At 45.4% G+C, this 18,709-nt stretch carries 18 protein-coding genes; 7 read left to right on the top strand and 11 right to left on the bottom strand.

From position 1 onward, the window contains the following. Positions 1–5: 5 nt before the first annotated feature. The 3 genes from AC5YB3_RS14335 to AC5YB3_RS14345 form a co-directional block, all read right to left on the bottom strand. Entirely contained in the window at positions 6–1,730 is a 1,725-nt protein-coding gene (locus tag AC5YB3_RS14335; protein WP_494525571.1) for a DUF3373 domain-containing protein, read from the bottom strand. Positions 1,731–1,922: 192 nt separating this feature from the next. Continuing rightward, positions 1,923–2,252, bottom strand: a complete 330-nt coding sequence (locus tag AC5YB3_RS14340) for a cytochrome c (protein ID WP_006087070.1) — start codon at positions 2,250–2,252, stop codon at positions 1,923–1,925. Between the two features lie 488 nt (positions 2,253–2,740). Continuing rightward, positions 2,741–3,472, bottom strand: a complete 732-nt coding sequence (locus AC5YB3_RS14345; protein ID WP_107946428.1) for an SDR family oxidoreductase — start codon at positions 3,470–3,472, stop codon at positions 2,741–2,743. Positions 3,473–3,662: 190 nt separating this feature from the next. On the opposite strand from AC5YB3_RS14345, the gene AC5YB3_RS14350 reads away from it, so the two are divergent. Beyond that, positions 3,663–4,502 (top strand): LysR family transcriptional regulator, encoded by an 840-nt coding sequence (locus tag AC5YB3_RS14350; RefSeq protein WP_107946429.1) that lies wholly within the window; start codon positions 3,663–3,665, stop codon positions 4,500–4,502. A 33-nt stretch (positions 4,503–4,535) separates the two neighbouring features. On the opposite strand, the gene AC5YB3_RS14355 is transcribed toward AC5YB3_RS14350, so the two are convergent. The 3 genes from AC5YB3_RS14355 to AC5YB3_RS14365 all read right to left on the bottom strand — a co-directional run bounded on the left by AC5YB3_RS14355 (position 4,536) and on the right by AC5YB3_RS14365 (position 8,037). After that, positions 4,536–5,312 (bottom strand): substrate-binding periplasmic protein, encoded by a 777-nt coding sequence (locus tag AC5YB3_RS14355; protein WP_494525572.1) that lies wholly within the window; start codon positions 5,310–5,312, stop codon positions 4,536–4,538. 231 nt (positions 5,313–5,543) lie between these two features. Then, positions 5,544–7,082, bottom strand: a complete 1,539-nt coding sequence (locus tag AC5YB3_RS14360) for an SEL1-like repeat protein (RefSeq protein ID WP_494525573.1) — start codon at positions 7,080–7,082, stop codon at positions 5,544–5,546. Between the two features lie 118 nt (positions 7,083–7,200). Further along, positions 7,201–8,037: a mechanosensitive ion channel family protein gene (locus tag AC5YB3_RS14365; RefSeq protein WP_300478602.1), complete on the bottom strand. Its 837-nt coding sequence runs from the start codon at positions 8,035–8,037 to the stop codon at positions 7,201–7,203. Between the two features lie 170 nt (positions 8,038–8,207). On the opposite strand from AC5YB3_RS14365, the gene AC5YB3_RS14370 reads away from it, so the two are divergent. Then, the gene (locus AC5YB3_RS14370; protein WP_311900979.1) at positions 8,208–8,687 is read left to right on the top strand and encodes a hypothetical protein; all 480 of its coding nucleotides are present in this window, start codon (positions 8,208–8,210) and stop codon (positions 8,685–8,687) included. A gap of 376 nt (positions 8,688–9,063) precedes the next feature. Then, entirely contained in the window at positions 9,064–10,239 is a 1,176-nt protein-coding gene (locus AC5YB3_RS14375; protein ID WP_006083289.1) for a type III PLP-dependent enzyme, read from the top strand. 64 nt (positions 10,240–10,303) lie between these two features. Here the strand turns inward: AC5YB3_RS14375 and AC5YB3_RS14380 are convergent, their stop codons facing one another. Continuing rightward, positions 10,304–10,516: an HP1242/YdcH family protein gene (locus AC5YB3_RS14380; protein ID WP_006083288.1), complete on the bottom strand. Its 213-nt coding sequence runs from the start codon at positions 10,514–10,516 to the stop codon at positions 10,304–10,306. A gap of 413 nt (positions 10,517–10,929) precedes the next feature. Here AC5YB3_RS14380 and udp point away from each other — a divergent pair, with 413 nt between their 5' ends. Then, positions 10,930–11,688, top strand: a complete 759-nt coding sequence (udp, locus tag AC5YB3_RS14385; protein WP_006083287.1) for a uridine phosphorylase — start codon at positions 10,930–10,932, stop codon at positions 11,686–11,688. A 102-nt stretch (positions 11,689–11,790) separates the two neighbouring features. Here udp and AC5YB3_RS14390 read toward each other — a convergent pair whose 3' ends face one another. Then, positions 11,791–12,543 (bottom strand): outer membrane protein OmpK, encoded by a 753-nt coding sequence (locus AC5YB3_RS14390; protein WP_063883325.1) that lies wholly within the window; start codon positions 12,541–12,543, stop codon positions 11,791–11,793. 475 nt (positions 12,544–13,018) lie between these two features. Between AC5YB3_RS14390 and AC5YB3_RS14395 the strand changes: the two genes are divergently transcribed. Genes AC5YB3_RS14395 through AC5YB3_RS14405 form a run of 3 tightly spaced genes read left to right on the top strand, consistent with a single transcriptional unit; the run spans position 13,019 to position 15,375 of the window. Continuing rightward, on the top strand, positions 13,019–13,489 hold the full coding sequence (locus AC5YB3_RS14395; RefSeq protein ID WP_063883326.1) for an NfeD family protein: 471 nt from the start codon (positions 13,019–13,021) through the stop codon (positions 13,487–13,489). A gap of 12 nt (positions 13,490–13,501) precedes the next feature. Beyond that, positions 13,502–14,437 carry an SPFH domain-containing protein gene (locus AC5YB3_RS14400; protein WP_006083284.1) on the top strand — a complete coding sequence of 312 codons (936 nt, stop codon included), beginning with the start codon at positions 13,502–13,504 and terminating at the stop codon, positions 14,435–14,437. Further along, a complete protein-coding gene (locus AC5YB3_RS14405; protein WP_011847954.1) occupies positions 14,437–15,375 on the top strand; it encodes an SPFH domain-containing protein in 939 nt (312 codons plus the stop codon). The genes AC5YB3_RS14400 and AC5YB3_RS14405 overlap by 1 nt, the downstream gene beginning before the upstream one ends. A gap of 206 nt (positions 15,376–15,581) precedes the next feature. Here AC5YB3_RS14405 and AC5YB3_RS14410 read toward each other — a convergent pair whose 3' ends face one another. The 3 genes from AC5YB3_RS14410 to argS all read right to left on the bottom strand — a co-directional run bounded on the left by AC5YB3_RS14410 (position 15,582) and on the right by argS (position 18,629). After that, entirely contained in the window at positions 15,582–15,806 is a 225-nt protein-coding gene (locus AC5YB3_RS14410; protein ID WP_006083282.1) for a hypothetical protein, read from the bottom strand. Between the two features lie 357 nt (positions 15,807–16,163). Next, positions 16,164–16,880: an SPOR domain-containing protein gene (locus tag AC5YB3_RS14415; protein WP_012586653.1), complete on the bottom strand. Its 717-nt coding sequence runs from the start codon at positions 16,878–16,880 to the stop codon at positions 16,164–16,166. Positions 16,881–16,883: 3 nt separating this feature from the next. Beyond that, the gene (gene argS, locus AC5YB3_RS14420; protein ID WP_006083280.1) at positions 16,884–18,629 is read right to left on the bottom strand and encodes an arginine--tRNA ligase; all 1,746 of its coding nucleotides are present in this window, start codon (positions 18,627–18,629) and stop codon (positions 16,884–16,886) included. Between the last annotated feature and the right edge of the window lie 80 nt (positions 18,630–18,709).

Below are 18,709 nucleotides of genomic sequence, written 5' to 3' on the forward strand. Positions count from 1 at the left end.
ACGGATTAGAAGTTAATTGTGAGTGAGGCGTTCATGTCGAAGGCGGTATCGACCACTGGCAACATGGAGTAAGCTGAACCTGCTAACACATCATCAATTTTTTGCGGAGCACCCACAGGTGTGCCGCTACCTGTGTATTCATAGTCGTAGTAAAGCCCGGCCAATTTGATAAACATTTTTGGATTGATATCAAAGATATAATAGGCTTCGGCCACATGACCACGAGTGGCAAGTTTGCTACCGATAGGGTCGTCTTGGGCTTGGGTGAAGGGTGTCCAATATTTAGAACCATAGTTATATTCCAGACCAAACTTGCCGTAGGGTGCAGGAATTTGTACGCCGACATAAATGCCGTAACCGTCTTTGGTATCACTATCGTCACTGGTTTTAGGCACCATGATGATCTCAGTACCAGTACTATTTAACTCAGCCTCGAAGATAGCATCGGATAACATGCCACCAAACATACCTGCGTTGCCATTGGGCTCGGCGCGAGTCCAGCCGAGTGAGGCAAACCATTTAATATCGTTTGCTTCTTCACGCGCAAAGCCAATCCCGCCTAGGTACATGTCACCAATCACACCGCTGGGTTGTACTCGGGTAACAAAGTTAAAGTTGTCGAACTTTTGCATATCTTGGTACATGGTCGGAGCAAAAATTCCCGCTAATTGGGTTGGAAAGGCCATAGTGCCTTTAAAGCCGTCATTTACGTTTTTCGCGCCAAACAAGGTGAATTGCAGGAAGTTGGTGCCATCGTTGATGGCATCGATATTAAAACCACCTAGGTGGGTATCTTTAGTGACTATGTCACCGAACATTTCGCCATTGCCCCATTGTGATTCAAAGCCTTGGCCGTAGCAGAAGCGGACAACTTGCCCTTCAACCCCGGTGATTTCCCCTAGGTTATAACCTAAGGTCGCGCCATCGAAGTTGAAGTTCACTAAATGGCCTGAAGGCGTGCCGCCGCGTAGCTCGTTTTCACGGTAGTGGCTTGGTGGGCCATAGGTTGAAGGGCGACGGCCAATGGAGAGATAAAACTCGGAGCCGTTGATTTTCTTCCAGTCAAAATAGGCGCGTTCGACCCGCAGCCAGTCGCCACTGGTATTGCCGCTGCTGGTGCCATCCATAGTGAAAGACCGCCAAGAGTCAAATACTTGCACTCCTGTGGAGTCGCCCCAGTTTTTGAACATACTGAGACGGCCAGCAAAGCTGACGTTATCCCATACTTTTGCCTTGAGGTTGAGGCGCAGACGAGTGGTGTAGTAGATGTCGTTATCTATGTCTTGTACGCTTTTGGGGGCGAGCACATAGGGCATCACGCCCTGCAATATGCCATTTTGGAAGGCGGCGGCAAGGTCTGGATTGGCTTGCATCATTTTGCCAAGTGGCGAATTTAGATCGTTGGGCATGCCGAAGGCGCCCGACATAGCTTTGGCGCCAAAGTCGTTGAAGTTAACCTTCATCGCGGGGCTCCAGACCACATCTTGGTAATGCAATGAATGGGCTTTAGTGCGGAAATCACCTGTAATTTCAAGACGATCTAATGATGTGTGTCGCTCTGTTTTATCTACGCGATTATTAAGGTCATCCAATTGCTCGGTAATATCGGCAAGCTGTTGTTTAAGTTCGGTAATTTTTTGCGTTTCATTTTGCACATCGTTCGGTGCAGCAAGGGCTTGGCCCGACATAAACAAGGCATTAGCAACGAGTATGGAAATAAGGGTACGCATAAGGTTTCTCCCTGAGTTTTTCTGTTGGCGCTATCTTGCTAAGAAGCATTTCGCCAAATTTACCCAATAGGAGTCCCTGAGGTGTTTCCCCATTTTTTCTCGCATTGGGTTTTAAATTTTTAAGTCAATGATTTAGGTCGCAGTTGCAGGGCTGCTTTCTAGCATTGCCTTAGGCCGTTAAATGGGCAGAGATCAGCCGCAGGTTTGTGGTTGGTCTGAGTCAGCGGCGTGGTCATACAAAAATTGCTGTATGTCCTTAAGGTCTTGTTCTGTGAAGCCGTTGAATACCTCTGGTTTGAGTTTGTGCTTATCTTTATCAAAGAAGCGATCCCATTGGCTCATGGTCTTGGTCATAGGGGTAAGTTCACCGCCTTCGCCACCTTGGCTATGGCAGGCTTTACATTCTTTTTTGTATAAATGTTTACCTTTCTTTGGGTTACCACCGTCTGCTGCGTAGGCATTGATACCTAAGCTGCCTATTACGGCCATTGCTATTGCTATCTTGGTTAATGTTTTCATCATCTCATTCCTTACTTTTGTGGCCATTTGTATGACTTTGTTGGCGAAGTGTTTTTATTGATTCCGCCTTGTGAACAAATTTATCAAAAACCACAGTGAGTAAATTTGAGGTGCATCACTTCCATTAAAAAAATCTAATTGATAAAAACTTCATTGATAAAAATCTAATTGACTGTATTTTGTCGCGGTTTACGTCATTTTTATTTCAGTAAAACCAATAGGTTGATTTTTTAGCTAAATTAGCCATGACGATTTTACCTGTCGTGTTTGGTACTTAACACGCCAAAAGCGACTGTGATTTAGCTAACACTTTGTAAAATATGCATTAACTAAAGTAGCTATTTTAAAATTAGCGAGATGGGGAGGGATGTGGCACTAAGCTATAAATGCTAGAGCATGATCTGACATTTTTTGTTTTTTGGCTTGGGTTGATGAGTGTTTCTGAGCCGTATTCGCCTAAACAGTCTAGGCGAATACGGACTCGGGACGGATTAAGGTTGTTGGCGTGTTGGCGCTAAAACGATTTCGCGTACGCACACATTTTGCGGTTGTTGCCATGCAAACAGTGCGGCAGCGGCGACGTTTTCAGGCGCGATAACGCCGCCCATTTCTTCTTTCCAGTCATGGTAACCGGCTTTAATGTCATCGCTGGTGGTATGACTTAGCAACTCAGTTTCTACTGCGCCTGGGGCGATAGTGATAAGGCGTACGTCATCCATGGCGACTTCTTCACGAATGTTTTCTGTTAAGGCGTGCACGGCAAATTTAGTGGCGCAGTAAGCGGCGTGGTTTGGAAAGGTTTTACGCCCCGCCACTGAGCTGACATTAATGATAGTGCCAGTTTTGCGAGCTTTCATGTCGGCTAATACCGCATGAATGCCATTAAGCACGCCCATCACATTGATATTGAGCATGCGGCTCCATTCGTTAGGATCTTGCACATCGATCTGACCCAGCAACATCACACCCGCGTTATTGATAAGACAGCCGACAGGGCCAAATTGTGCTTCTGCTTGAGTTATGGCGGTTTTAATGGCTGCAGTGTCGGTGACATCGACGCTGATAGAGAGGCTGTTAGGTAATTCAAGTGCTTGCATTGCTTCAACCCGGCGTGCCAGTAATAACAGTGGGTGGCCTGCGGCGCTAAAACTTTTGGCCATAGCGGCGCCAATACCCGATGAAGCGCCCGTGATGACAACCAGTGATTTAGTAACTTGATTCATTAGTATTTCCTATTAATTGAAGCCAATCTGAGCCGTAAACAAACTGTTGTTCGGCGTCTTTAAGTTGGCAATCAGTATAGGCTGGGGATTTTTAGCCGAAAAATACTTATTCCAGCTGGATATGATAGTCTCAGCCTATGACACTATTATCGAGCTTTGTACTTAATTTGCCGTTGTCGGAGAAGATAAAATGGTTGATTTACGTTTACTGCGTTTCTTTATCGCAATTTTTGAAGAGAACAATATCACCGCAGCGGCTAACCGTTGCTTTGTGAGCCAGCCTTCACTGTCAGCTGGCTTAAAGCAATTGGAAGAAGAGTTAGGCGGCCAGCTATTTGAGCGTAGTAAGAAAGGCGTTAAACCCTTAGATAGCGCCCATTATTTGTATCCTTTGGCGGTTAAATTAGTCGAGGAGGCGAGTAAATTGCCGGGTCTGTTTATGGCGAAGGCGAGCCGACAAAAGCTACGTTTGGCTGTGATGCCAGATCTCAGTCAGCGGCGTTTGGCGGGATTTTTACAGCAGGTGAATCAAGCCATTGAGAAGCTAGATCTGGAGCTGGTGGATTATCAAAGCCCCGCAGATTGTCGTTTAACTATCGACAGTTTACGCCATGAAGATGAAGTGTTTTTCCCGCTGTGGGAAGAAGATTATGTGCTGTGCGTCCCCAAGGAGCATGCCCTCGCTCAAGTAGATAGCCTACGCCCCGAGCAGTTAAATGGTTTTGACTTTATCGAGTGTCCACCCTGTGAAGCTCATCAGCAGACGATAGGTTTACTGGCGTGCAGCAATATGTCGCTCAATTTAGTCGCTAAGGCCGAATCTAAGTCTCTCGTGATGTCGCTGGTGTTGGCTGGATTTGGGGTGAGTTTTTTGCCTGATGGTTTAATTGAGGATGAGCCTAGGCTCAAGCAAGTAAAATTTGATGGTCCGAGAATGTTTCGTCGTATTGGTCTGTGTTACCCGTCCCATCAGACGATTGCGCCAACGCTGGCAGCCTTGTTACGGCATTTAGCCGCACGCGCGCATTAATTCCAAGTTAGTCTTGGGTTATCAGTATTCAGATCAGTGAGTCGCTAAGGGCGATTCGGTGAGATTTAGCGGAGGCTCGACACCATAGGATTCAAATAGCCGAGTGATTTCGCCTGAGGTGCGCATGTCGTCGACTATCTGGTGAACTTGCTTGGCATATTGATGCAGTGGCGACTTGAGCGGAATGCTGAAATAGCGACCGTTCTTGCTGATGTCGACGTATTCCATCTGCTTAAGTTGGGGATCTTTAGCAAAGAATGGCATTTCATGTTGTTCGGAGGTGATGGCTAAATCGATACGTCCAGCCTTCAACATATTGATTAACTGACCGTTATTATTAACAAAAGACACTTTTAGTTGGTTTTGATTGTCATTAAACTGCGGACAGTAAAAAGCGCCTCTGAGTGCGCCAATGATATAAGGCTTTAATTCATCGAAATTTTTGACCTCAAGCTGTCGATTCGCAAGGGCAAAGTAATAGACGTAGCGCTTGTCGTAGCCCAGTAGCATAGGGTTCAGAAAATCGTTGCGCTCGGGTGTCATCGAATGGACGGGAATGAGGTCGACTTGTCCCGTTTCGGCGACTTTTATCGTGCGTGCCCAAGGCACATTACTCCAATTTACCTTGTGACCTAGACGGGTGATAACTTGATTGATCACCGCAGCACCTGGGCCTTTGCATTCACCATTTTCGAAATAAATAACTGGATGCCTATCGCGGCAGTGTGCTTGCCAGACAATAGCAGAGGTTTCTGCTCTCGCTTGGGGCAGAAATAAGCATGAAATGACGATTATCAGTATCAGCCTCATTCATCTTGCCTATTAAAATGGTCAGTTTTAATTATCGGGCTGGACAGTTAATCCGACTAGGTTTTATGTCTAGTCATTTAGCCGTACAGGTTTAGTGAATACAATGATTGTAGTACTTATATATCTATTGTGCTTTTTAAGGATTTATAAATGCACTCTATTTTGCCACTAAAAGGTTTGGCTTATTTAATTTGGCCAAACCTTTTTGGGACTCATTCGCTGCTGGTAAACTTACCTTTCTGACTCAAGATAGGGCGCTAATTGGGTTTCAATGACCTCAATTTGAGTTTCGGCGTAGGCAAGTTCGGATTCTGTTAAGCATGATTTTGCGGTGTTTTGATGGAGTCGTTGAGCGCTATTCATCCCGTATTTACCAAAATGACGTAGCAATAAACTAGACCAAATAAACACTTGTACTGGCTTGTTTAATCGCTCCGCGCTGTAAATATTGACCAGTTCCCGCATAGCAATTTCATTACCTAGCTCTGCCGATTTGATGAACCAAGTTTCTGCTGCCTGTAGAGCCTCTTGAGTGGGTTTTTCACCACTTAAAAATGATTCAGCCTTATAGGAATAAAAATATTGTTGTTGCTCAGCGGGGATTGGATACTGATGCAAGAAACTGTCACGCAGCCGCTCGGCCTCTCTTATCTCTAAGGTGCCTAATTGTTGACTCAATCTGGCTAATTCTTTTAGGTGATCAGCGCTATGGCTCATGGCCGCGAGCTGATAATACATTAACGCTTTAATCGGCTGGCGGCTCACGCCTAAGCCTTGTTCATGTATTTTGCCTAAGCCTGATAGGGCGTCCTCATTCCATTCTGTGATGAGTTCTTCGTAGTAATTTTTGGCTTTTAGGTAGTCATCATCATTTTGCGGGTCGACGAGTAAAAGATTGGCCAACGTGACCTGAGCAAAGCTATTACCTGCTTCACAGGATTTCGTTAACCAATAACGGGCCTTGACATAATCCACTGGAAAATCTTCGCCATAAAAGAAGCGTCTACCCAAGTAAAATTGTCTGAAATCATTGTCTTCGGCTTGTTCGCTGAGCAAAGCCTCTGCGCGAGCTACATCTTTTGGCCCACCTTGGCCTGCGAGGAGCATATTGCCTAAGTGCTCTTTGGCCAGTTCATCGCCTTGAGCCGCAGCTTTTTCAAAGTACTGTCTCGCTTTGGCAAAGTCAGACGTCACTCGTTTGTCATGCCAATAAAGCGCTCCTAGGTGGTAATCGGCATCTGGATGTTGTTGGGCTGCAGCTTTTTCAAACCAATCAATGGCTTGAGTCGCATCTGGATCGAGTAAAGGCTGCCTTTCATATAAAAGCCCAAGTTCATACTGAAAGGCGGCATCGCCTGCTTCAGCATTGGATTTGAGCTGAGCCTCCAGCATTTCTAGATCTTCCCGCGTTTGCGCTTCTGGCGAAAGCAAATTCGGTAGCGTTAACAGTGATAAGTATTGGGCATCCAGTTCGGCCGCTTTTTTATACCAATCGTTCGAGGCTTTAGCATCGGCTGGCACTTGTGGAAATCGGCCCGAATATAATTCGGCAAGGGTGATAGCCGCAACTGCTAGCCCTTTATCCACGGCTTGATGAATAAAATCTAAGCCTGTTTCTACTTGATCTTTATTAATCAGTGCGATGCCATGATGGAGTAGCGCATTGGGCTCTCCTGCGGCAAGCGCTTCGGCTTGAGCTTGTTTTTTTTGATATTTAGCGAAGAAAATAAACAGTACAACAAAAGCAATAATTATGAGTATCAACAACATAGTAATCCATCACTATCGATATTTGGGAGTATAGTAAACGTAAATTCGTACAAGAATGCAAGTTTACAATGTGGGCTAGGTTGACCGACTACGCCGGTCAACCCCATGATCATTAGCGTTATTTATCTTGCAGATGGATCTCTCTGATGGGGCAGGCAATCTCGATTCCCGCCTGCTTAAGGGCGTTGTAGAGTGCTAAGTTCACCTTATATTTATGCTGAAAATAGCTTTGCGTGGGCACCCAATAGCGCACTCCCATTTCAATCCCGATAGCATTAAAACCATTGATGCCAATATTGGGCATGGTCTCTTGATAGACATAGGGATTGTTGCTCAATAACTCAGTGATCACACTAATGGCCCGTTCTGGATCTGTGTTGTAACTGAGATTGAACTGGGTTTCGACCAGTTTATTGCTAAAGGAATTATGCAGGATCTCACCGACGATATGCTTATTGGGAATGCTGATTTGTTCGCCTTCCTCATTAGTGAGTATGGTCATGCCTAAGTGGATACGTTTAACGACACCGCTTTCCCCTTTGATTTCGATAGTGTTTCCGACCACGAAAGGACGGGTGACGATAATGGTCACGCCGGCGGCATAGTTGGCCAACATGCCTTGCAAGGCTAAGCCAGCACCTAAGGAGGCTGCACCAATGGCTGCCACCATAGGGGTGACGCTGATGCCAATTTTGCCGAGGGCGATGATCCCGACCATGACGATGATCAGAATGCGGATAAGGTTACTGACAAAATTGCTTAAGGTAATGTCGATATTGTGTTTTTCGAACTGCTTTGCGACTAAACGTGATGCCTTACTGGCGACCCACAAACCCAGTAAAAAGATCAGCAAAGCGCCGACCAATTGGAAGCTATAGGTGACTAGAAACTCTGTGATCAGCTGATAAACGCCTTGTAGTTGCTGCAATTCCTGATCGAGTCCAGGTGTTATCATTATGATATCCTTGTAATAAACTTAACTGTGCGATTATAGCGCAGAAATCCCATCAAATACTTATTCGCCATGCATGTGTGAAGCGTATCATGTAATCGCGGTTGGTTTAATGAGTCGATAGGGGGAGTCAGGTATGCTGTCCGCCTATCCAATAATGGAGTCGAGTGTTTATGAAAACGCTGTTGTTATGTCTGTCTTGTCTATTAACCCCCATGTGGGCGTATGCTGCGAGTTACGTTGCTGGCGATGCGATTAATCCTATTTCACTTCTCGATCAAAATGATCAAACGATAAGTGTGACAGATGAAACTCAAGTTTTACTCTTTAGCCGCAGCATGAAAGGCGGCGATGTGATTAAAGAAGCACTCACGCCTCTGAGTACGACTCAAATGCCTGCTAGGTTAGTTTATGTCGCGGATATCAGTGGCATGCCTTCTTTGATTGCTAAGTTTGTTGCTGTGCCACAAATGCAAGATTTACCATTTGCGATTGGATTAGATAGGGAAGGTGAGATCAGTCGCTTATTACCCGATACCAAAGATATGGCCACTATGATATTGCTCAATCAGCGTAATATTTTAGATATCGCCTATTTTGATTCCAGTGAAGCCTTGGGCCAAGCACTCGCAAAACTGAATCAGCCGCAGTAACGATTCAATTTAACTGACCTATTTTAAAGCATCACATTAGCCTTCTTTCGTGGTGCGCTCGCCCGTCAAGCTTATCGCTTTGGGATGGAAATGTTGGCTTGAGCCAGTCTATCCATCTCCTTTGCGATAACGTCGTAAAAAATTCACTTTTTATTCTGCTAATGCACACAAATTTACCTTAGGGTTTGTGCGCATAATTATTTGTTTTATAGAGGCTTTTTTTGATGGTTTAGCCCCTTAAAACATTGTGGAATAAAAAGTTATAAATTCAGCATAAAAATTCGTTGCGTAAAGCGAGAAAATATCGTTTACTGCGCACGTTTTTAAGACATTACACTCACTTTTATCTACCTGACCCAAAGGAGACTCTGGCCCAATGAGCCAATTTCAATCTATTGATGTTGCTGACTATTATGACATGGACACATTCAAGCGTATTGAAGCGTTTGCCAAAGACAAAGCAACCCCGTTCGTAGTGATTGATACCAGTATCATAGCGAAACAATACGATGACATGGTTAATAGTTTTCCTTACGCCAACGTTTATTATGCAGTTAAGGCAAACCCCGCGGCCGAGATCTTATCTTTACTGAAAGATAAAGGGTCAAACTTTGATATTGCCTCGATTTATGAGCTAGATATGGTCATGAATGTCGGCGTGACAACCGACCGAGTCAGCTACGGCAATACCATTAAAAAGCGTCAAGATGTACGTGCATTTTATGAGCGTGGTGTGCGTATGTATGCATCCGACTCAGAGGCCGATCTACGTATGATCGCCGAAGAAGCACCGGGATCGCGTATTTACGTGCGCATTTTGACCGAAGGTACAGACACGGCTGATTGGCCGTTATCGCGTAAATTCGGCTGCCAAAACGAAATGGCCTATGAGCTATTAGTATTGGCGCAGGAATTGGGTTTAGAACCTTTTGGTATTTCGTTCCACGTCGGTTCACAGCAACGTGATATCGGTGCTTGGGATTCTGCCATAGGTAAAGTGAAAAGCATTTTCGACCGTCTGCGTGATGAGCACAATATCACCCTGAAGATGATCAATATGGGCGGCGGTTTCCCTGCTAACTATATTGATAAAACAAATCAATTGGGTGTGTATGCCGAGCAGATCACTCACTTCCTGAAGGAAGATTTCGGTGACGATTTACCGCAAATTATTCTGGAGCCTGGCCGTTCGTTGATTTCTAACGCGGGGATTTTAGTGTCTGAAGTGGTACTGATCAGCAAAAAATCCTACACAGCGTTAGAGCGTTGGGTGTTTACCGATGTGGGTAAATTCTCAGGCTTGATTGAAACGATGGACGAGGCGATTAAGTTCCCGATTTATACCGATCGTCAAGGCGAGCTGGATAAATGCGTGATTGCCGGCCCAACCTGCGACAGTGCCGATATCATGTATGAGCACTACAGCTATGGTTTACCGAATGACTTAGCCATTGGTGATCGCATGTATTGGTTAACCGCTGGCGCTTATACGACGACGTATTCGGCAGTGTGCTTTAACGGTTTCCCACCGCTGAAAGATTACTATCTATAAGCGATTACGTTGACATGAATAAGGGCGCTTAGGCGCCCTTGTTGTTCGCTAAAGAAGTTTGGGATTACTCGTGGGATTTGAGGATCTGATAAATCTCTTCTTTTAGGTGTAACTTTCTGCTTTTGAGTTCTTTCACTGTCGGATTGAAATCACTGGCGACACGTTTTTCCAGTTGTTTGATTTCCTCGTCTAACTGATTATGCTCGTTAAACTTACGTTGAAAATGAGCATCTTGGGTTTTCAGGGTGGAAATTAATTCTCTGTACTCTGGAAACATCGGCATTCTCCTTGTCGTCATCTACTACACTTCTGGTTTCGCCTTAACCCTAACCTTTCACTCTACAGTGAAATGTGACTTAGATCACTCTTCGCCCTGCTTCAGATTAATACTAAATGATGATTTATTTTAATCATTTATAAATCATTGGATTAGATGATTTCGGCCGCTGTCTATGGCATGTGATTAGGATCTGGTTCACACTTTGTTAGGCATAAATCAGACTGACATTCGCAGCGCGGGCAAATTTGCTATCTTGTGATCAGATGCGAGGGTAATTGGTAATTTCATTACGACTAAACAATTACTTCTTGCCGATAATTCTGTGATCAAGTTAACCTTCACCGCTTCGATACTAGGTTAAAGTCGATTTTATAAGAATTTAATTATCAAAAATGAAAGGGGTTTTCACAATGGCTGATGTATTTCATTTAGGTTTGACCAAAGCAATGCTCGATGGTGCAACTTTGGCAATCGTTCCTGGTGATCCAGAGCGCGTAAAACGTATTGCCGAACTAATGGACAATGCGACGTTTCTTGCTAGCCACCGCGAGTATACAAGCTATTTAGCTTATGCCGATGGCAAGCCAGTAGTCGTGTGTTCAACCGGTATCGGTGGTCCATCGACTTCTATCGCAGTAGAAGAACTTGCACAATTAGGTGTGAATACCTTCCTGCGCGTTGGTACTACAGGTGCAATTCAACCCCATGTGAATGTGGGCGATGTGATTGTGACTCAAGCTTCAGTGCGTTTAGATGGCGCGAGCTTACACTTTGCACCTATGGAGTTCCCTGCGGTTGCAAACTTTGAATGTACCACTGCTATGGTTGCAGCGTGTCGCGATGCAGGCGTAGAGCCACACATTGGCGTAACGGCTTCTTCTGATACTTTCTACCCAGGCCAAGAGCGTTATGACACTGTCACTGGCCGTGTAACGCGTCGTTTCGCGGGTTCAATGAAGGAATGGCAAGATATGGGCGTACTGAACTATGAGATGGAATCTTCCACCTTATTCACTATGTGTGCCACTCAAGGCTGGCGTGCTGCCTGTGTTGCTGGTGTGATTGTAAACCGCACCCAACAAGAAATTCCTGATGAAGCCACAATGAAGAAAACCGAAGTAAGTGCGGTTTCCATCGTGGTTGCTGCAGCGAAAAAACTGTTAGCCTAATTTTTATTACGCTAAGCGACACTCCCCTGCAAAGTGAGTGACCAAACTAAAAAAGGTGCCAATGGCACCTTTTTTGTTGCTTTAAAACTATGCCGATACCGATTAGAAGTGGTATTGGGCAATCACTGAGTAAGTGTCTTGATCGACGCCTTTCACACCGTATTTATTGGTCCACAGATCGTATTCAATACCCACCAATAGTTTATTGGCTTGATGATCACCGAACAGACTCTTACCGAGATCGTATTTCAGCTGTGGATTGAAGTGGAAGTTCTCCTCGTAGCCATTATCATCGGTGGCAAATACCCAGTCGATAAAGCCATCGAGCACTATGTTGGCTGAGCCAACGGGAATGTCGATGCGAAATACTGGGGTGAACTGCCAGCCGTCACTGTTGTTACCTGTGCTCATGCCATTGCGGCGATAGGTGTTAAAGTTAAGGTAAGTGAAGTATGGTACTGCTACGTCAACGCCTAAACCGTACAGCAGGCTGTGAACCGGGCCTTCACCTTCTTCATAGGTCAGTGCCAGAGACAAATCTGTCACTGGACCAAATGCGATTTTCTCGCCGAGGATTTTGCTGGCACTGAAGCGTGGCGAAATCTCACCATAGGTAGTGCTTTCCATGCCTGTATCGTTGCCTTTGAAATAGATAAAGTCTTGGAAGGCAAACCAATCACCGTATTTCCAGCCGCCCGCCGTTTCTAAGGTGATAGTGGCTTGTTTGTCCGATGGTGCTAAATCGTAGTCTTCGCCATAGAGGGCTGTTGCACTGAAATCCCACCATTGTACTAAGTCACCCGCAAATGCTTGAGGAGAAAGCATGAGTGCTAGGCATAGGCATGTTTTTTTCATTGTTATTTCCTGTTGTATAGGTCGAAGTTAATTCGTGTCTTACTCAATCTGTTCTCTGACCTATGGCATGGTTTGATGGGTAAGTTCAAACCTAGCGTGGATGTACGTCAAAGGACTGGCACAAAAGTGGGGGTAATATATGCAAAAATTTACATTTATTCAAAGTTTTTATCGAATGTTGTTGTCAAAATCACATAATCATTATGGTGGAAATCAATTTTTAGCCAATTGATTTTAAATGGATTTTATTCTTATTGAATGAGTGTTTCCTTTTGTGTTGGCTATCTTTTTGAATTGATTGTGCTTAATTTTAAAACAACCTAAGGGCATTGCCGTGTGGATGTGGGAGAATGAGGCTTAATACATAGGCGATTGATTGCGCGTTTGGCTTCGTAAATTTTGACATATTATGTCGCTTATCCGAAAAGCTGCTGTTATAGTTGCTGCAAAGGACACTCTCATTTCAGGGGGAAATATGGAGTTTTCAAATCCGATTTTAGTGTGGGCTGTGGTGGGGCTAGTATTCATGCTCGCCGAAATAGTGGTTCCCGGTGGCATCATAGTGTTGCTGGGTGCGGCTTGTTTAGTCGTGGCAGGTGCGTTAGGCATAGGACTAGTCGAAGGCGTAGTGCAGAGCATGACCCTATGGTTTATCTCGGCCATAGTGCTGTTATTGGCCTTCAGACAAGTGACTCAAAGGCTCGTTGGTGGTGATTCCCATGTGGATAACACGGATGAAGCAATCGATCTATACAATCAAATTGTTCGCGTAAAGCAGACCATAGGTCCTGGGCAAACACCCGGGCGGGTGGAATTTCAAGGTAGTGAATGGCCAGCGCTTGGCGATGGCACCACTATCGCTGCGGGGACCGAAGTCAGAATTATTTGTCGTGAAAATATCGCTCTAGTCGTTGAGCCTATTTCAATAGAAGCTTCCAAAAACTAAAGGATGGAATCTATGTTTGTATTTACCTTAGTCATTTTATTTATCTTTTTTATTCTCTATAAGTTGATGCTTATCGTGCCGATGCGTGAAGTGCATGTCATTGAGCGTCTTGGCAAATTCCGTGCAGTATTAAGCCCTGGATTTCATTTTTTGATCCCTTTCTTCGACCGCGTCTCCTACCGTCACGATACCCGTGAGCAAGTATTAGATGTGCCGCCACAGAGCTGTATCTCTAAAGATAACACTCAACTGGAAGTGGACGGCTTAGTCTACCTAAAAGTGATGGACGGCAAACTGGCGAGTTATGGTATTGAAAATTATCGTAAAGCGGCGGTGAACTTAGCCCAAACCACAATGCGTTCTGAGATTGGTAAGCTGAGTTTGAGTGAGACATTCTCCGAGCGTGATAGCTTGAATGAATCCATAGTGCGGGAAATCGATAAGGCGTCTGAGCCTTGGGGGATCAAAGTCTTGCGCTATGAAATTCGCAATATCACCCCTTCGCGCCATGTGATCCATACTCTTGAGAAACAAATGGAAGCCGAGCGTCGTAAACGCGCTGAAATCACGTTGGCCAATGCGGAAAAAGCGGCGATGATCAATATGTCTGAAGGGGAGCGCCAAGAGGCGATTAACCTGTCAGAAGGTCAAAAGCAGAAACGGATTAATGAAGCCAAAGGGACAGGGCAAGAGATTGCTATTATCGCTAAAGCGAAATCCGAAGGCATGGCAATGATCTCGCAGGCGTTAGCGGTTAATGGCGGTACAGATGCGATGAATATGTTACTGAAAGAGCAGTTTATCGCTCAGGTTGGCAAGATCCTCAATGACGCACAAGTCTCTGTGGTCCCCGCTGAAATGGCGAAACTCGAAGGTTTCTTCGAAGGCATGGAGCAAGTCACTCAGACAGTGAGTGGCCAGAATAATAGTGGCAAAGGAGCGCGATAATGAATATTCCACTAGATACAGATTTGATTGTGATGGCAATTTGGGGACTGATTTTTGCCATTTTCGTGATTAAGCTTTTTCAATCTATTCGCCTAGTGCCCACTAAATCGGCTTATATTGTTGAGCGTTTAGGTAAGTACCACAGCACCTTAGATGCAGGTTTCCATACCTTGATTCCCTTTGTGGATAAAGTTGCTTTTATTCATGATTTGAAAGAAGAGACCATCGATGTACCGCCGCAGGAGTGTTTTTCGAGCGACGAAGTTAACGTTGAAGTGGACGGGGTGATTTATATCTCTGTAACTGACCCAGTCAAAGCCAGTTACGGTATTACTGATTATCGCTACGCGGCTATCCAGTTGGCGCAAACCACCACACGCTCTGTCATTGGGACGCTGGACCTTGACCGCACGTTCGAAGAGCGTGATGTGATTTCTGCCAAGGTCGTGCAGGTATTAGATCAAGCGGGGGCACTGTGGGGAATACGCGTGCATCGTTATGAGATTAAAAATATCACCCCACCTGAAACCGTTAAAAATGCCATGGAAATGCAAGTGAATGCTGAGCGTGAGCGCCGCGCATTATTGGCTAAGAGTGAAGGCGACAAGCAGAGCAAGATTAACCGTTCAGAAGGTGTTAAAGCTGAGACGGTAAACCGCTCTGAAGGTGAAATGCAGCGCCGGATTAACGAAGCTGAAGGTAAGGCTGAGGAAATTTTAACTATTTCCCGTGCGACGGCGGAATCGATCGAACGTCTTGCCACAGTTATTGCTGCGCCGGGTGGCCACAATGCCCTGCGGATGCAACTTGGTGAACAGTACTTTAAACAGCTCGATGGCTTAAGCCAGAAGAATAGCCGAGTGGTATTGCCGGGTAATATGGTGGATTTCGATTACTGGATGAATAGCATAGGCTTAACGGAAGAAAAACCGAGCTAAGGCTGTGGTTAAAATCTGAAACTAGCTAGATCATTAAGGCCAAATACTCAGGTATTTGGCCTTATTTTTTGGCTGTAATTGGATAATGTATGTAGTGGTTTGTGTTGTGGATAGTGTAGAGCAGAGGGGGAGATCATACAGCTTCTGTTGAATGAACCGTCAGAAGCTGCAGTCGGGCATAGATAAATTTTTCATTGAATGGAAGGCTAATAAGCTAGGCGTTCATGAATTTGGGAATGGGCGTGGGTTTCAATGAGTTTCGCAATTTGATTTTGCTCTAATTGCTGAAGCGCTGAAATTTCGTCATAAATCTTGTCTTGAACATCCAGCGGCATGCGAACATGCTCCATAAACATTCTAATTCCTAGCATGTCACCACTTTTGAAAAGTTGGCTGAATTCGGTGGCTTCTATCTCTATTAATGCATTCATAATACTTCACCCTAAGGTTGGATTTGACACAGATACAACAGTCTTGCTGTTACTTAAGAGATACGCCTAAGTTTGATCTAGGTCAATTAAACTGCATATTAATCTTTATTAATAAAGGATTTTATTTTTTATAAATAATCAGTTATAGATTCAACAAAACAGTACTTTAAAAAATAGGGCTGTTTAAAACTGGTGATATCGAGGTGAGCTTGGGTGAATAGTGAGTGATGTTATGTGGCAAGCTAAAGCGAGATCACATTAAGTCTAGCGGATAAAAAAAATAGCGACGAGCGATAAACGCTGGCCGCTATTTTTTGCGACTAGGCTTATTAAAATAAGCCGAGAAAGGGTGAAGCCTTATTTAGGGATTGCCAGAATCTGACAGCCATTAATCCCCGCATTTTGCAGCGTATGACGCTTACGTTCTGCATCACGCTTACGTTCGTAAGGGCCTAAAGCGACTTTGTACCACATACCTGTCGTACCTTCGACCTGTCTTACTTGCGCCTCTAAACCTTGGAAAGCGATCACGGCTTTCATCTCGTTCGCCTGTGATTCTTGGCGGAAAGAAGCGCACTGCAACTGATATTGCATCGGTGTTCGGCTCGCGACCACATCGGGAATATCGACTTCAACATGCTTGTTTTCAAGCTCACTGAGATAGGTCCATTCTTCCTTTGGTTGAGGCGGCAGAGCGTTAGGATCCTTCTTCGGCGGAGCAACAGGCTCTGCTGTCTCCTCGGTCGCCACAGGAATAACGACGGCTTTACGCTCGGGCTCTTTCACCTTAGGGGTGAGCACCACATTTTCTTGCGGCTTAACTCGAGTTTCGGTTTTCTTAGCCGGAGTTGGCCTCGGCTGCTCTTCTTGCTGAGCATTATCTTTAATGCTCCATAGAAAATAGACGAAACAACCCACAGCGAGTATGACAAAGCCTATCAGCGTCAGCGGCAGCTTCTTACGCGGCGCTGATTTAGATTGTGAAGGCTTTGCTCGGGTTGGGCGAGTCGCGCGGACTGGGCGCGGTTTAGCGCCCGACTGCGGCCTTCTATTGGCATAATCGCGATTACTCATGGCTTACATCCGCTCTAAGGTTTCGATACCGAGTAGATTTAGGCCTTTTTGTAACGTACGAGCCGTCAGTTGTGCGAGTAATAAACGGCTGTTCTTTTGCGCGTCGTTATCGGCAGCAAGCACGGGGCACGCTTCGTAGAAGCTTGAGAAAGCACCCGCTAATTCATACAGGTAAGCACACAGTACGTGCGGTTGACCTTTATCGACAACGCGACTGAGGATCTCGCCGAACTGCGCTAACTTGTTACCGAGGTCTTTCTCTTTTTCATGCTCAAGCACTATTTTCGCTTGGCTGAGATCCAGATCGGTTACACGCTTGAAAATACCCGCAACACGGGTGTAAGCGTACAGCAGGTAAGGTGCGGTATTGCCTTCGAAGCTGAGCATTTGTTCGAAGCTGAATATGTAATCGCTGGTACGGTTTTTCGACAAGTCAGCATATTTAACGGCACTGATCCCAACGACGCGAGCGATTTCAGTCAGCGTGACTTCATCCATATCTGGATTTTTGCTGCGAACGAGTTCAAGTGCGCGCACGTTGGCTTCTTCTAACAGGTCGACTAACTTAACGACGCCGCCGCTACGGGTTTTGAATGGACGGCCATCTTCGCCGTTCATCGTGCCAAAACCTAAGTGTTCCAATGACATATCTTCACGAACAAATTTAGCCAGCTTGGCTAGGCTGAAGACTTGTTGGAAATGCAGCGCCTGACGTAGGTCAACAAAATACAGTACGCGATCGGCTTTTAATACGTTCGAACGGTAGCGCATTGCCGCAAGATCTGAGGTGGCATACAAGTAGCCACCATCAGCTTTTTGGATGATCACTGGCAGTGGCTCACCTTCTTTATTGCGGAAGGCTTCTTGGAACACAACTTTGGCGCCGTTGCTTTCGGTTAATAAACCTTGGGCATCTAAATCTTTAACTACTTGTTCTAGATCGGCGTTATAGGCACTTTCACCGTGCACGTCGGCGCGGGTCAGGCTCACACCTAAACGGGCGTAGACTTCATGGCAGTGGCTCAACGAAATGTCGTTAAATTCGCGCCACAATTTGTTGCAGTATTCGTCGCCAGATTGCAACTCAACCACTAATTGACGAGCGCGGGTCGCAAACTCTGCCGATTCGTCGAAGCGCAGTTTGGCAGCGCGGTAAAAGTTTTCTAAATCAGACAGTTCAAGTTGCGCTTTCTCACCATTTTTGGCGCGTAGCTCTTCCATATAGGCCAGCAACATACCAAATTGTGTGCCCCAGTCGCCGACATGGTTTTGACGAATGACTTTGTGGCCTAAAAATTCCAGCGCACGCACCACACTGTCACCAATGATGGTTGAACGTAGGTGACCTACGTGCATTTCTTTGGCGAGGTTGGGTGAAGAGTAATCAACAACAACGGTTTGCGGTGTCGGTAACTTGATACCTAAATGCTCATCGTTGACGGCATTTTGCAGTTGATCCGCTAAGGCGCTGTCGTTGATAAAAAAGTTGATAAAGCCAGGACCTGCGATCTCAACCTTAGCCACATAAGCCGAAGCCGGTAAGGTGTCGATGATCAGTTGGGCTAATTCGCGTGGATTCTTGCCCGCGACCTTAGTCAGCATCATGGCTAAGTTGGTTGCCAAGTCGCCATGACTCTTATCCTTGGTTCGATCTACCTGAATGCGCGCTTCAAAGTCAGCAGGCACAATACCTTGTTGTTTAAAGGATTCTAGAGTTTGTTCAAGTAATGATTGGATATGTGATTTCATGGGTTCTAATCGGCACTAACTTTAAGAGTGAATACAGGGAATAACCGCATATTTTAGCCGTTTGTGGTTAACAATTGCTA

The sequence above is a fragment of the Shewanella sp. 1311 genome, from assembly GCF_059338235.1.